The sequence below is a fragment of the Pseudaminobacter sp. Soil_N_29 genome, from assembly GCF_057656055.1.
This window is the reverse complement of the sequence record NZ_JBDGLC010000004.1, coordinates 14,577-28,887: the sequence shown is the minus strand read 5'-3', so window position 1 is coordinate 28,887 and position 14,311 is coordinate 14,577. Positions and strand designations below refer to the sequence as shown.

13 protein-coding genes are annotated in these 14,311 nt (G+C 61.3%); 12 read left to right on the top strand and 1 reads right to left on the bottom strand.

What is annotated here, in order from left to right; translation table 11 throughout:
- Positions 1 to 3: 3 nt before the first annotated feature.
- From narJ to AC3A4H_RS10880, 3 genes are read left to right on the top strand one after another with little or no spacing between them, the layout of a single operon-like run.
- Positions 4 to 627, top strand: coding sequence for a nitrate reductase molybdenum cofactor assembly chaperone (narJ, locus tag AC3A4H_RS10890; protein ID WP_487766718.1), 624 nt, complete (start codon positions 4 to 6; stop codon positions 625 to 627).
- A 17-nt stretch (positions 628 to 644) separates the two neighbouring features.
- Complete coding sequence (gene narI / locus AC3A4H_RS10885; protein ID WP_487766717.1) at positions 645 to 1,361, top strand: respiratory nitrate reductase subunit gamma; 717 nt, start codon at positions 645 to 647, stop codon at positions 1,359 to 1,361.
- Positions 1,358 to 2,074, top strand: coding sequence for a peptidylprolyl isomerase (locus tag AC3A4H_RS10880; protein ID WP_487766716.1), 717 nt, complete (start codon positions 1,358 to 1,360; stop codon positions 2,072 to 2,074). The genes narI and AC3A4H_RS10880 overlap by 4 nt, the downstream gene beginning before the upstream one ends.
- 518 nt (positions 2,075 to 2,592) lie before the next feature.
- Here AC3A4H_RS10880 and AC3A4H_RS10875 read toward each other — a convergent pair.
- A complete protein-coding gene (locus AC3A4H_RS10875; RefSeq protein ID WP_487766715.1) occupies positions 2,593 to 2,976 on the bottom strand; it encodes a DUF3307 domain-containing protein in 384 nt (127 codons plus the stop codon).
- 169 nt (positions 2,977 to 3,145) lie between these two features.
- On the opposite strand from AC3A4H_RS10875, the gene AC3A4H_RS10870 reads away from it, so the two are divergent.
- From AC3A4H_RS10870 to AC3A4H_RS10830, 9 genes are all read left to right on the top strand, one after another.
- Positions 3,146 to 3,883, top strand: coding sequence for a cyclic nucleotide-binding domain-containing protein (locus tag AC3A4H_RS10870; protein ID WP_487766714.1), 738 nt, complete (start codon positions 3,146 to 3,148; stop codon positions 3,881 to 3,883).
- A 250-nt stretch (positions 3,884 to 4,133) separates the two neighbouring features.
- Positions 4,134 to 7,448: an adenylate/guanylate cyclase domain-containing protein gene (locus AC3A4H_RS10865; protein WP_487766713.1), complete on the top strand. Its 3,315-nt coding sequence runs from the start codon at positions 4,134 to 4,136 to the stop codon at positions 7,446 to 7,448.
- 23 nt (positions 7,449 to 7,471) lie between these two features.
- Positions 7,472 to 8,911, top strand: a complete 1,440-nt coding sequence (locus tag AC3A4H_RS10860; protein WP_487766712.1) for an FAD-dependent oxidoreductase — start codon at positions 7,472 to 7,474, stop codon at positions 8,909 to 8,911.
- 160 nt (positions 8,912 to 9,071) lie between these two features.
- Positions 9,072 to 11,243 carry a cyclic nucleotide-binding domain-containing protein gene (locus tag AC3A4H_RS10855; RefSeq protein ID WP_487766711.1) on the top strand — a complete coding sequence of 724 codons (2,172 nt, stop codon included), beginning with the start codon at positions 9,072 to 9,074 and terminating at the stop codon, positions 11,241 to 11,243.
- Positions 11,244 to 11,755: 512 nt separating this feature from the next.
- Positions 11,756 to 11,962, top strand: a complete 207-nt coding sequence (locus AC3A4H_RS10850; protein WP_487766710.1) for a YgaP family membrane protein — start codon at positions 11,756 to 11,758, stop codon at positions 11,960 to 11,962.
- A 245-nt stretch (positions 11,963 to 12,207) separates the two neighbouring features.
- Complete coding sequence (locus AC3A4H_RS10845; protein WP_348781041.1) at positions 12,208 to 12,525, top strand: ArsR/SmtB family transcription factor; 318 nt, start codon at positions 12,208 to 12,210, stop codon at positions 12,523 to 12,525.
- On the top strand, positions 12,522 to 12,950 hold the full coding sequence (locus AC3A4H_RS10840; protein WP_348781020.1) for a YeeE/YedE family protein: 429 nt from the start codon (positions 12,522 to 12,524) through the stop codon (positions 12,948 to 12,950). Before AC3A4H_RS10845 ends, AC3A4H_RS10840 begins: the two co-directional genes overlap by 4 nt.
- Complete coding sequence (locus AC3A4H_RS10835) at positions 12,950 to 13,393, top strand: DUF6691 family protein (RefSeq protein WP_487766709.1); 444 nt, start codon at positions 12,950 to 12,952, stop codon at positions 13,391 to 13,393. The genes AC3A4H_RS10840 and AC3A4H_RS10835 overlap by 1 nt, the downstream gene beginning before the upstream one ends.
- Before the next feature lie 15 nt (positions 13,394 to 13,408).
- Positions 13,409 to 14,302 (top strand): MBL fold metallo-hydrolase, encoded by an 894-nt coding sequence (locus AC3A4H_RS10830; protein WP_487766708.1) that lies wholly within the window; start codon positions 13,409 to 13,411, stop codon positions 14,300 to 14,302.
- The last annotated feature ends 9 nt before the right edge of the window (positions 14,303 to 14,311 follow it).

Below are 14,311 nucleotides of genomic sequence, written 5' to 3'. Positions count from 1 at the left end.
CCCATGCCGATGATCCTGTTCAAGGCGTTCAGCGCGCTGCTTTCCTACCCCACCGCGGATATGCGCGCGGCACTAAGTGAGATTGCTGGCGCGGTCGAGGCTTCCCCGTTGATCTCGGCCGGGGAGAAACGTGAGCTGGGGGCGCTGGTGCGCGAGTTGGGCGAAGGGGACCTGCTCACCGTCGAGTCCCGCTATGTCGATCTGTTCGACAGAGGGCGGTCGCTTTCGCTGCATCTTTTCGAACATCTGCATGGCGAAAGCCGGGATCGCGGCGCGGCCATGGTGGAGCTGAAGAATCTCTATGAAGCCGCCGGCTTCGAGCTGATCGGCCATGAACTTCCGGATTACCTGCCGGTGGTGTTGGAATATCTGAGCTGCCGCGACCTGAAGGAGGCGCGCGACATGCTGGCCGACTGTGCCCACATACTGGCCGCCATCACCCGTTCGCTGATTGCTCGACAAAGCCGCTATGCGGCTGTTCTACAGGCGCTGCTCGTAATCGCCGGAGAGAAGCCGGTAAACGCAGCCGAGATCAAGCCGGTAAAGGAGCATCCTGCCGCGCTCGATCGCGACTGGGCCGAACAGCCGGCCTTCGCGGAGCCGGCTGGCGACCACCCCAAGCTCTGAGAAAAGGGAGGAATGCCGTGTCCGAAAACAGTCTCAACACGCTCCTCTTCGGGATCTATCCCTATGTGTGCCTGATGGTGCTGCTGCTCGGCAGCCTGATCCGCTTCGACCGGGAGCCCTATACTTGGAAGAGCGATTCTTCGCAGATGTTGCGCTCGGGCCAGTTGCGCCTGGGTTCCAACTTGTTCCATTACGGCGTAATTGTCGTCATCCTCGGCCACTTCGTCGGCTTTCTCGCGCCGCACTGGCTGGTTTCGCCCTTTCTCTCCCCGACCATGCACCAGTTGCTTGCCATGATCGTAGGCGGCATCGCCGGGCTCATCGCCACGATAGGCCTCTCGATCCTTATCTATCGCCGCCTGGCGGATCCCCGCATCAGGCTCAATAGCCGCAAATGGGACATCGCCGTGGTCGTCATGATCTGGCTCCAGCTTGCACTTGGGCTGCTTACCGTACCGCTTTCAGCCTTTCACATGGACGGCGCGCTGTTTGAAACATTGACCAGCTACGTGAAGGGCATCGTCACGCTCGACATGAATGCGTCTTCCTACATGGCCGGCGTGCCGCTTACCTACAAGCTGCATGTCCTGCTTGGCTTCACCCTGTTCTTGATCTCGCCCTTCACCCGCATGATTCATATCTGGAGCGGCGTGGGCGCACTTGCCTACCTGTTTCGGCCCTATCAGATCGTGCGAACGCCGCAGACGCGTGCCAAGGAGCCGATCCGTCCATGACCGCTTACGTGAATGGCGTTCCGATTGCGGATGATGGGGAAGACGCGAAATTCGCGGCCATACATGAATTGCTTCGTCAACGGGCAGCCGAAACTGGCTTCTTGGACCCAAGTGCCATCGACGATGCGATTTTGGATGTGGCAATCGAAAAGTTGCTGGCGCATGAGGTGCAGGTTCCGACGCCGGGCGATGAAGAATGCCGACGCTATTATGAGGCACATCGAGCAGAATTCCGCTCGGGCGACTTGGTTCACGCGCGCCACATTCTGTTCCAGGTCACGCCTTCGGTGAACATCACCGTCATCCGCGCCCGCGCCGAACAGGCGCTCAGCGAGCTTCTGGCCGAACCGGAGCGCTTTGCCGAGATGGCGCGCGAGCTTTCCAATTGCCCGTCGGGCGAACAAGGCGGCAATCTCGGCCAGATCGGCCGCGGCGACATGGTTCCGGAATTCGAGGATGCGCTGTTCCGTATCGATGCGCTCGGCATCCTACCGCATCTGGTGAAAACTCGTTTCGGCTTCCACATTGTTTCGGTGGACCGAAGCATTCCGGGCGTGGATATTCCCTTCGAAGAAGTGCGCGAGCAAATCGGCGAAACACTTTGCGCGGTGGTCGAAGAGCGAGCACTGCGCCAGTATATCGCCATCTTGGCGGGGCGAGCAGAACTGCTGGGAGTTGAGATTGACGCCGCTGACATGCCATTGGTGCAATAGGCCGCTCGATGTTCGGTGCATGGATAGGGCCTTGTGACCCTGTGCGTCGACGCGCAGCAAGCGCTGAGATCTTGCACGAAGACGCTGTGTTCTATGACCCCAACCATGGCATTTCTCCCTATCGCTCCGCCTGTGGAGATGAGCGATGGCGGTCGGGTCCGGTGGGTGTCGGGCAGCCCTGGCAAGCCGCCAGCCTACGGCGGAACCGACTGTGGCGGCTGGAGTGACGCAGGTTTCCTCAGAGGAGTTGCTAAGCTCGAGCGCAGCGAGCGACGAGTGCGTTGGGCGCCTCGGCACCAATAGACTTTGATCACTAGGTTGGGAGTTGTGAGAAGGGCAGCTTTCCCGGCGCATTTGCCCAAAACCTGCCTGTCCGCTTTCCCACCCAATCGAGACCTACGCGTATCCTTCGATCGTCCCGCCCGAGAAGGATTCATTCACGCAGGAGATTAGCCGAACAAAACCGGGCTTCTCCATTCGTCCCGCCCGGTGCGATTGAAAGGTGCAAAGTGTTTAGCTCACAGTGTCAACCAGCCCCAGCAAAGGGCAAGGTAGCTAAGCTGGTGCAGGCATTGATCGGCGCCTGTTGCCCACCAGAAGCCACGGTCCTGTGGCGTCAGCGCGCGCTTGGCCACCCAAGCGGCCTTGGACCAGTCGATCAGGTAGTGCGCAACGCCTTCGGCAACCACGAGAACCTGCAACAGGCCCGCCTGTGTGCCCAGGACAAACAATGCAAGTCCAGAGCCTGCCGCGTGTATGGCGACATGCGCCAGCCGACCGGCATGGAAGAAGTCATCGCGCCCACGCAACATGAAGCCAAATTGCAGACCGTAGTCAGCAAACAGGTGCTTTACCTGTAACATGACCAAAAGAATAAACAGACTTTCCGCCGGCTCTATCACGATAACGACCACCTCTTGGATTGATGTGGTATCTCACACAATATATCTTACCTTGACGCGGCCGAACATCCGACAGTTTATCAGCATTGATCTGCTAACAGCCATGCATGATGGCTCTACCTTCTGACAATGCGGGGTAATTGCTATAGAACTGAGTCTAGAATCAGCCATGTCTCCAAGCGGATTTTTGGGACATCTCGCATATCTGCTACTGGTCATTTCGATGGTCATGCGCCGGTTGCTGTGGCTTCGCATCTTCGTTGTCCTGTCGGCCGTCGCCGGCATTTGCTACGCGATCTTTATCCTGACCGACCCGGTCAGCGTGTTCTGGGAAACCACTTTGATCACGGTGAACATGCTGCAGCTCGGCATCAGCGCCTGGCAGAACAGCCGCGCCCGTTTCAGTCCAGACGAACGCAGGTTCATGGATGAGCATTTTGCTGGCCTGCCAACCGGGCAGCAGCGCATCCTCCTGGATCTCGGGCAGTGGTCGAACCTTGCGGCGGGCACGATTCTGTGCACGGAGGGCGCGGCAGTGCCGGCGCTCTACTACCTCAGCAGCGGACAAGCCGCCGTGGTCGCTCATGGAAAGCTGGTCGGCGTTTGCGCCAGCGGCACCTTCGTGGGTGAGATCTCCGTCTCGACATCCGCTCCCGCCAGCGCCACCGTGACGCTGACCGAACCTGGTCTTTTGTGGCAAATAGAGACCGCGCGGCTGCGTTCGCTGATGGAACACCGCCCCCAGATCGCCAACGCGCTCAAAGCGAGCTTTTTCGTCGCCCTGTGTGACAAGCTGCTGCGTACCAACATGCAACTGAGTGTTATTGCGGGGCGGACAAATAGTGCGGTCGCCATTGCCGAATGCCCAGCCAGTCATCGGACCATGACCCTGAATACAACTCCTTGACGCTTGACCCGCATTTGACAATCATGAGGTGATTGATCGGCGTGGTATCCATCTGGACGCGCAAAGACGTGCAGGCACCTTGAGCCCACACATCTTGTTTCTACGCATCGTGCTTGTCGAGTTTCGACTCTTGTCTTCGGATCGATGCATCAGCAGGTTTGGCAGTTCATTGGCTGAGTGAAAATTGAGGCACATCTTGCCGCGGCCGTTGCGATGACCACGTGGCGCTGGAGAGGAGCGGAATACTCAAATGTCGGCCCTGTCCGAGATTCTCGCCGACTTGGGTTTCACGCATTATGGCGCGCTGTTTGAAAGCAACCATATCGACGATTCAATGTTGGCGGACCTGACCGCCGACGACCTGCGCGAAATTGGCGTCACGTCGCTTGGCCATCGCAAGAAAATACTGGCAGCTATCGCAGAACGGCCAGCAGCGCTGCACCCTGCCCCGCTTCGGCCGGACGGAACGTCGCCCACAAGTGCGAAAAGACGCGAGGTCACCACGGTTTTTGCCGATCTGACTGATTATACCAAGCTCTCGCAGGAGTTGGGCACCGAGGATATGCACTCCTTGCTGAGCGAATTCTACGACCGGTTCGATGCCATCATCCGGCGCCTGGGTGGCACGGTGGACCGTCATATCGGCGACTGCGTCATGGCAGTTTTCGGCGCACCGATCTCCTATGGCAACGATGCCGAACGCGCGCTGCGCACCGCGGTGGAAATGCATCGCGCCATGACGGAGATTTCGTCCCGCTTCGGGCGCCAGCTAAGTGTTCACATCGGTGTCGCGGCCGGAAATGTGATTTTTTCGTCCCAGGGAATGGGCGCCCTAAAAGACCGAGAATTCACCCTGACAGGCGACTCGGTCAACCTGGCCTCCCGGCTGGCCAATCAGGCAAAGGGCACGGAGACGCTGATCACCCGGCTGATCCACCAGGCCCTCAGTGACCGGATCGAATGCGAGGCACGCGACAGTCTCACCGTCAAAGGCTTTGACCAGCCGATCGAAGTCTATCGGCTGGTTGGCTTTCGTGACAGCGCGGCCGATCATCCGCTGATCGGCCGCGCCGACGAGGTCGCACAGTTCACCCAAGCCCTGAGCGACTGCCAGGCATCGGCAAGGGGTGGCGCGATCGCCCTGGTCGCCGAGGCAGGGTTGGGCAAGTCGCGCCTGATCGAAGAGTTTGCCCGGATCGCCGCAGATCAGCAGTTCCAGGTGCACAAGGCACTGGTTCTTGATTTTGGCCTGAGCGATGCGCAGAGCCCGGTGCGGCTTTTGCTGGGCAGCCTCTTTGGTCTCAGCGAACGGGCCGAGGCATCGGCGGTGCGGTCTGTCGTTCTCCAGCAAAAATCCTGCGGAACGATCGACGAGACGGCGGCGATGTTCCTGACCATCGTGCTTGGCGCCCCGCTGGATCAAGAGGCGCGGCAGATCCACGACGCCATGAGCGATGCGGCGCGAAAGGAAGGCTTGCGCGCAATGCTGGGACAGGTGCTGCGCGCAGTGGCGGCTACCGGGCAGTTGCTGCTGATCGTCGAGGATATTCATTGGGCCGACCGCACGACGCTGAGGGAGCTTGCAGAGGTCGCCGCAGTGACTGCCGATGCGCCCATACTTCTGTTGATGAGCGCTCGGCCGGAAGGTTATCCCCTGAATGAAGGCTGGTGCGCTGAAGCACGCGAGGCAACGCTGAGCCGTATCGACCTTGCTCCGCTAAGCGCTGAAGACGCGTACCGCCTGGCTCACGCAACGCACCGCCCATCAGAGGCGGTAATGCGCGAATGCGTTGCCCGTGCCGAAGGCAATCCCTTGTATCTGGACCAACTCTTGCGCCACGCCCACGAACAGGGCGGCGATACGCTGCCCGGTTCGATCCAGAGCATCATCCAGTCGCGGCTTGACCGGCTGTCGCCGATGGATCGCAAGGTGCTGGAAGCCGCCGCCATTCTGGGCCAGCGCTTTTCCATGGCGGAGGTGATGGCGGTTGCGCGGATCGAAGTATACGACGAACGTCCGCTGATCGAGGCATCGCTGATCCGCGCGCACAATCACATTTATCTGTTCGACCATGCGCTGATCCGCGACGCGGTTTTGCGCACCATGCTGCGAGATGACCTGCGTACGCAACACCGGCGGGCGGCAGAGTGGTTTCGCCCCGTGGACGCGCTGCGCCACGCCGAGCATCTCGCAGCTGCAAGTGACGAAGGTGCGGCCGCCGCCTTTCTTGCCGCTGCTCGGGACGCGCTGGCTGCCCATCGAAAGGATTCTGCGCTGGCGCTTGCCGAGCGCGGCGTGGCGCTGGCCGCCCAAGACGCCGTGCATGGCGACCTCTTGCGATTGAAGGGCGACATGCTGCGGGATCTGGGTCGCGCCACGGAAGCTATCGCCGCCTTCGAAGCGGCCAGCGCAATCGCGCTCACTCCCGCGGATCAATGCCGCTCGCTCATCGGGATTATTTCCGCAATGCGGATCCTGGATCGGATCGATGACGCCTTTGCCTTGCTGGACGAAGCCGAGGCCATTGCCGCAGCCGCCGACCTGGCGCCCGAACTGAGCGAGATCCACTATTTCCGGGGCAGCCTGCATTTCCCGCGCGGACAGCTCGACGGGTGCCTGCGCGAACATGCACTGTCGCTGAATTATGCTGAACGCGCGGGCAACGCCGAACGCCGGGCGCTTGCCCTGAGTGGGCTGGGCGACGCACACTATGCCCGCGGCCGTCTGTTCACCGCCCACAGCGTGATCCAGCAATGCCTTGCGCTGTGCGAGGAACACCATCTCGGCGCCGTCGAAGCCGCCAATCGTTTCATGCTGGCGACGGTGAAAATCTACATGAACGATACCGAAAGCGCGCTTGCCGAAGCGCTGGCTTCGGCAAGGCTGGCGCAGCGGGTGGGACTCGCGCGAGCCGAAATCGTTTCGCGGCTGACGGCAGGCTGGGTTCTGGTTTCGATGGGCGACGCCACGGCCGCTCAGTCGCAGATGGACCTCGGCCTGGGGCTGGCCGCGCAGCTCGGCGCGCGGCGCTTCGAGCCATTCCTGAAGGAAACCGTTGCGCGGGTCCGACTTGTCGAGGGACGCCGGGACGAGGCTGCGGCTGTCGCCGAAGAAGCGCTGGCACAGCTGCGCGACCTCGATGCCATGGCGTTCATAGGACCCTGGCTGCTGTCAACCGTTGCGCTGACCACGCCCGACGCCGGGCGCCGTGCCGAAGCCCTGGCCGAAGGCGAGGCACGACTGCGCGCTGGCGCGGTGGGGCACAACTATTTCCAGTTTTACGCAAATGCCATGGAGGCCAATGCCAATGTCGGCGATTGGGCCGAGATGCGCCGCCATGCGGACCTGCTGGCGGAATATACCGCCGAAGAACCCACTCCGTGGTCAGAATTCTTCATTGCCCGCGCCCATGCGATCACTGATGCCGCCGCAGGGCGCGACGCTGGCGAGCGGTTGCGCGCCTTGAGAGAGCAGGCACTGGCCGCGCAATTGCACACCGCCGTGCCGGCGATAGACCGCGCGCTCGCAACGATATCTGCAGGAGTGAACAAAGCCACAGCCTGAACAGGCAAAAGAAGGGGAAGCGCATGAAAATCGCGATTATTGGAGGTGGAATCGGCGGCCTTGCCGTTGCGTACGAGTTGAAGGCCCAGGCCAAGGCAAAGGGCCTGCCTTCTCCCAAATTGGCCGTTTTCGAGTCCAAGCCCCGGTTTGGCGGCAATGCCGACACGTTGAATTTCAGCTTTGGCATTGGCCCGAACGGGCCGGTCAACCGATGGGCCGATCTGGGCGTCAACGATTTCAATGCGACCACCTATACCCAGATCGTCAGGGTGATGAACGCCATCAACTTCAAGTTCGGCGTCGACTACAAACCGCTGGAGGACACGACAAGCTACTACAACGGCGATGGGTCGCTGTATTTTACCGACAATGCCACTCCTTGGTGGGGAACCAGCATTGACACGGCGCTGAAAAAGACCGTGGACAGCTTCATGAAGACGGCCGCCAAGGATGTGAATGACTCCAAGTACCACGATTACACACTCGAGAATTACATCGATGAAAAGACCAGTGTACTCGACTGGGATCCCCGGCTTGGCCCGTGGGTTATCTACCCGCGGGTCAACGGCATGTACTTCACATCGTCTGAACTAGGCCCGCGCAAGATGCCATTTTATGCGGTGATGCATTACTATCAAATTCAGGAAGGTGCAGGCGGCGCATCAGCCCAACGGAACTATTTCGTCAATGGTTCAAGCCATTGGATCACGGCTTTGACTGCCTTCATGGAAAGCCAGTTGGACGTGCGCATGGTCGCAGATTTTCAGGCGAGCGTTTCGCGCAACGGGCCGGGCTGGACCGTCAAGGACGCCAACGGTGCCGAAACGGCCGATGTCGACATCGTGGTCCTCGCCACTCACGCCAATGACGCGCTTCGGTTGATGCGCGATTTGCCGCCGCAGGTTGCCAACATCCTGGCTCAGATCAGCTATGAAACCGCCGTCAGCGTTGCCCATGTCGACAATCGCCTGCTGCCCGTCGACCAGAACGCCTGGTGCACGTACAACATAGTCATTCACGAACCCGGCTCCGTAGCGATGCACCCCTATGTCATCAACTACGTCGCCAACCGACACCAGAATGACGCCGCCAATCCCGAATACGACAAGTTCGGCCTGCCGCAGTTTTTCGTGTCGGTGAACCCGCACTTGCCGATCCGCGAGGACATGGTGCTCAAAGACGACGCCGGAAACCCGGCGATGGCCTATCTGCACCACAATGTCTTCGATTTTGCCTGCATGCAGGCACAGGCCGCCATTGTGCCATTGCAGGGGCGGGACAACCTCTATTTTGCAGGCGGCTGGACGCACGGGTCCGGCCTGCACGAAGAGTGCTGGACACAAGGCATGGATATCGCATCCCTGATCCTTGAGCACATACAGACCGGGCAGCCTGCCGTACAGGCCCGCCCGCACTGGGGCGATCTCGTGCGGAGCCGACTGTCACGAGCCGCGTCATCCTGACAGGCAGGCGTGCAAGCCAGATCGGATATCGGCGCATCGCGCGTCTATTCGATATTTGCACGCTTTAGGTGCACACGCACCCTTTCACCACGCAATCCGCTCCGATGCCGGCGGGCATAGGGGCACCACTGTCGCGCAAATGTGAGGCGCAAGGGCGGCAATGACATCGCAGACGATAGCAGAGGCCGAACGCATTGGTTCCTTGCGCCTGGCAATGGCCGCCTTGATCATAGCGCCGCTGGCCGTCGTCAACACGGTCTCGTTTTCCGTCATCGTATTTTCCGGTCCCCTCGCCCCATACCTCAGCCATGGTGTCGGAATGGGGCTGTTCGGCGGTCTGGTCCTTGGGCTTGCAGGCGCGCTCGGATCGACGTTTCGCGGCACGATTAGTCAACCTCAGGACGTCACTGCGGTCATCTTGTCGATCAGCGCCGGCACGATCGCGGTCCGACTTGGAACCAGCAACTCCGAGACGTTGCTGGCCACGATCACCATGCTGGCGGCAATTGCAGCGGCCCTGGTCGGGGTGGCCTTTCTGGTGCTGGGCGCATTGCGGCTTGGGTCTCTAGGCCGGTTCATCCCGTATCCGGTGCTGGGCGGCTTTCTGGCCGCCAGCGGCTATCTCCTTTTGCGCGTCGGACTGGAGATGGCCGTTCCACCTTCGGCCGGCAGCCTGTTGTCACTGCCAGCCCTTTGGCGATGGGGGCCGGTGCTGGTTCTGGCGTTGATCCTGTTGTGGGTCACGCGAAGCAAGGCGAGCGACTTCGGCCTGCCGGCTGTCCTGGCGGTCAGCTTTGCGGTGTTCTACGCAGGCCTGGCGCTCGCCGGCATTGATCTGGCTAGCGCCGGACAGATGGGGCTGTTGCTGGGACCGTTTGGCTCGGGTGCGGGCGAATGGCAGATGATCAGCGCCGATATGGTCATCCGGGCCGACTACAGCGCGATACTGGCCGAAACGCCAGCCCTTCTGACACTGGTCGGACTTGCGCTGGTGGGCGTAATCCTGAACGCATCCGGCATCGAAGTCGCGTCCGGCGCGCCGGTCGATCTGGACCGCGAACTGCGCGTAACGGGCGCCGCCAACCTGCTGGTCGCCGGCGGCGGCGGGCTGGTCGGCTATCATGTCCTCTCGGACACCCTTTTGGGGCGGCGGCTTGTCGGCCGCGGATCGCGCTGGATCGGCGGCAGCGCTGCGCTGGCCTGCGGCATTGCGCTGATCGCTGGCGCGGATGTCCTGGCGGCGTTGCCGCTGGGTGTTTTCGCGGCGGTTGTGGTCTATCTGGGACTGGACTTCCTGTATGAATGGCTTTGGGTGGAACGCCGCCGTATGCCGGCTCAGGATTTCGCGGTGCTGCTGGGAATCGTCGGCGTCGCCGCGAGCTTTGGCTTTCTCGAGGCCGTCGGGACAGGCATACTTGCATCTTCGGTGCTGTTTTTGGTCAACTACGCGCGACTGGACGTGGTCCGCTCGCGCGTGAACGGGACGCTGCGTCTGTCTACGACGGAGCGATCCGACGCGGCATCACGCCTGCTCACCGAACAGGGTGGGGCGACCCTGGTCTACGAGCTTCAAGGCTATCTTTTCTTCGGCACAGCACACACACTTTTCGACCAGATCGCCGGGCAGATCGCAGGCATGCCGGGCGACCACCGCGCGCTGATCGTCGACTTCCGCCGGGTGCAGGGTCTTGACGTCTCGGCGATCTACAACTTCGGAAAACTGGAACAATTCTGTCGGGCCACGGGTGTTCGACTGATCCTGACAAATGTTGCGCCCGCGTTGATGCGGACGCTCGGCCCTTCGGGGCTGGTCGATCGCGTGGAACGGCATCCGACACTGGACGATGCGCTGAGCATTGTCGAGGAGGCCCGGCTGCACCGCGCCGAGCTGGCGGGGTCGCAGCCCAAAAGCGCCTTCGCCAATCTGATCGAGCGCGCGACGGCATTGCTGGGTGACGATCTGTTTGCCCGCGAGGACGTGCCTGCCGGCGCAGTGGTCGTTCACCAGGGTGCGCCGTCCGACCGGCTGATATTGCTGGAAGCCGGTAGGCTTTCGGCCCACGTCAAAGGCCCGTCCGGCGATGAGATCACGGTTGCCAGCTTTCTTGCGGGCGCATTGGTGGGCGAGATCGGCTTTCTGACCGACACGCCGCGCACCGCGACCATCGTGGCCGACGAAGAAAGTTCTATCCGGTCGGTTGGGCGCTCGGGTATGGACCACCTTGCCGACCTCGACCCCCAACTTGCGCGTGACATTTTTCGCGAGGCGGCAACGCTACTTGCTCGCAGGCTTGCGCGGACAACTGCGCTACTGCGCGAAGTCAGCCTCTAGATGTGTAGTCTCTGGCTTTAGTGGCGCATCCTTAGTGCCGTAGGACAAGGATGCTTCATCAACACCCGGGGTCAAACATCTGGTTGTCGCGTAGCCGCCGGGGCAGGTTCGGGGCCGACAACGGACTGTCGGCTTTCGATTCACGATGGCGGTAAGCCGCCGTTCGGGGCTCTGTCGGCAAAAGCTGGTCGGTCGCGCAGCCAAGTGATCCAGTAACCTTCAGCCACCCGTAGCGTCGAGCCCGTCAATCGTTTGACCCCGCCGGTTTTGACCGCATCGGCGCACAGTGCAAGCGATGCTCGCAGAACGCCCTGGCCGGCTTCGACCGCCAACATCACGGCTCGCTTTCCGGCATGGCTGATGTCTCAAGTGTCGGATGGCAGATGGATCACACTGACTGAGCTGTCTTGCGCCCCCTCAATTTCAGGCGTTTGCAAATGGCAAGAAATTTATGATTGCATTTTTTCGAAAGCGTTATATGTTAAGTGTAGCTTTTCAAGGGAGCTGTCCTCATGACAAGGAATGTCGGAAGCATTGACCGCATCGTCAGGATCGTCGTCGGGCTTGCCCTGCTGTCTCTCGTCTACTTCCTCGAGGGCAACATGCGCTGGTGGGGTCTGGTCGGAATCGTGCCGCTTGTGACCGGCCTCATTTCCAGTTGCCCGTTATACGCGGTTTTGGGCGTGAGCACCTGTTCGGCGATGGAGGCCCGAAAGTGAGACCGCCGGCCCTAGGCCTGGTGTAAATCGCCCCGGCCGATGCCGGGGCGAGGAAGCCTCGGAGCTCATGAATGGCTGCTGCAGCGCGGCGGACTACGCTCATTCCTGTGCGGGGCCCCTACAGTCCCGCAGCAGCCCTAGCCATACTAAACGAGTGTCCTGGAGGGGACCTCACGATACCTACAAAGCAGCCGGAGATCACTGGATTGACATCAACGGAGACCCTTTCGCGGCAAGCGGCGAACATGAAGGCGAATGTCGATGAGGCATCGAGCTTTCTGAAGAAGCTTTCGAACCCGGATCGCCTTCTGGTCGCCTGCGCGCTCACAGATGGAGAGCGCTCGGTGCGCGAGTTGGAGGACCTTCTCGGCATCCGCCAGCCGGGGCTGTCGCAACAGCTCGCCGAACTCAGGGAGGCGGGTCTGATCGTCGGCCGGAAGGAGGGCAAGCAGGTCTTCTATCGGCTGGCCGATCCCCGTGTCGAAATCTTCATCGACACCATGCACCGGCTCTTCTGCAGGCCGGATAACCAGATCTCAACCAACAAAGAGCTGACATCATGACCGAATTTACCCCTTTCGCCTCGTTGTTCGGCGGAACGATGATCGGCCTTGCCGCCGTTTTGCTGATGGCCTTCAACGGCCGTATCGCCGGCATGTCCGGCATACTCGGCGGCATCCTGCCTCCAGTCTCGCCCGACTGGGCCTGGCGGGCGGCTTTCCTGGCTGGCGCGGTTGCAGCGCCAGCCCTGATCCTGACCGTCGGCGGCTACGACATTCCCTTCCAGACCACCGTTCCGACGCCCTGGATTGTCATTAGCGGCCTGATCGTCGGTGTCGGCATCACCTATGGCTCCGGCTGCACCTCCGGACATGGAGTCTGCGGGATGGCCCGGCTGTCGGTACGCTCGATCACCGCCACACTGACCTTCATGGTGACCACGGCCGTCACCGTCTTCATTGTCCGCCACGTTCTGGGAGGCTTCTGATGCCGCGAATTCTGTCCGCCCTCATCGCAGGCCTGATTTTTGGCGCCGGCATCGCCATCTCGGGCATGATCAATCCCGCCAAGGTCTTGAACTTCTTCGATATCGCCGGAACCTGGGACCCTTCGCTCGCCTTCGTCATGGGGGGCGCGCTGGCGGTCACGGCCATTGGTTATCTCCTGGTCCTCAAACGCGCGGCGCCGGTTTTCGAGCCGAAGTTCCATCTGCCCACAAGGAAGGATCTCGACCTGCCGCTGCTGGCCGGCTCGGCAACCTTCGGCATCGGCTGGGGCATTGCCGGCTTCTGCCCCGGCGGCGCCGTCCCCGCAATCGGTCTCATGAAGACCGAGGCCTTCATCTTCGTTGCCGCGATGGTTGGCGGCATTGCGCTCGCACGTCTCATTCGCCGGGCGACAAGCGCCAGAACCGCATCGAAACACGCCTGAACAGGAGCATCTCCAATGCACGAACCGCTTCCCTTCACGCCCGACCTCACCGTCAAGCCCGAAGTCGTTCCTTTCTTCGACGAACCGACCAACACGATCAGCTACATCGTCAAGGACCCATCGAACGCATGCGCTGTGATCGATTCCGTGATGGACATAGACTACGCAGCCGGCCGCATCACCTATGACGGCGCCGACAAGATCATCGCCTATATCCAGGAGAGGGGCTGGAAGCTCGAATGGCTGATTGAAACCCATGTCCATGCGGATCATCTGTCCGCAGCGCCCTACATCCAGGGAAAGCTCGGCGGCAAACTCGGCATCGGCGAGAATATCACGGTCGTCCAGAATACCTTCGGCAAGATCTTCAACGAAGGCACCGAGTTCCAGCGCGACGGGTCGCAGTTCGACCGGCTCTTCAAGGATGGCGACAGCTACCAGATCGGCACGATGACCGCCCATGTGCTGCACACGCCGGGCCACACCCCGGCCTGCATGACCCACATTGTCGGTGATGCGGCCTTTGTCGGCGACACGCTTTTCATGCCCGACGGCGGCTCGGCCCGCGCCGATTTCCCGGGTGGGGATGCCCGCACCCTCTATCGCTCGATCCAGCGTGTCCTGTCATTGCCTGGCCAGACGCGCCTCTTCATGTGCCACGACTACGGGCCGAACGGGCGCGACATCCAGTGGGAAACCACGGTCGCCGAAGAGCGCGACCACAACATTCATGTCGGCAAAGGCATCAGCGAGGACGAGTTCGTGAAGATGCGCGAAGCGCGTGACGCGACCCTCGCCATGCCCAAGCTCATCATCCCCTCGCTCCAGGTCAACATGCGCGCCGGCCGGCTCCCGCCTGCCGACGAGAGCGGCAAGACCTACCTGAAGGTTCCCGTCAACATCCTCTGAGGGGCTGGC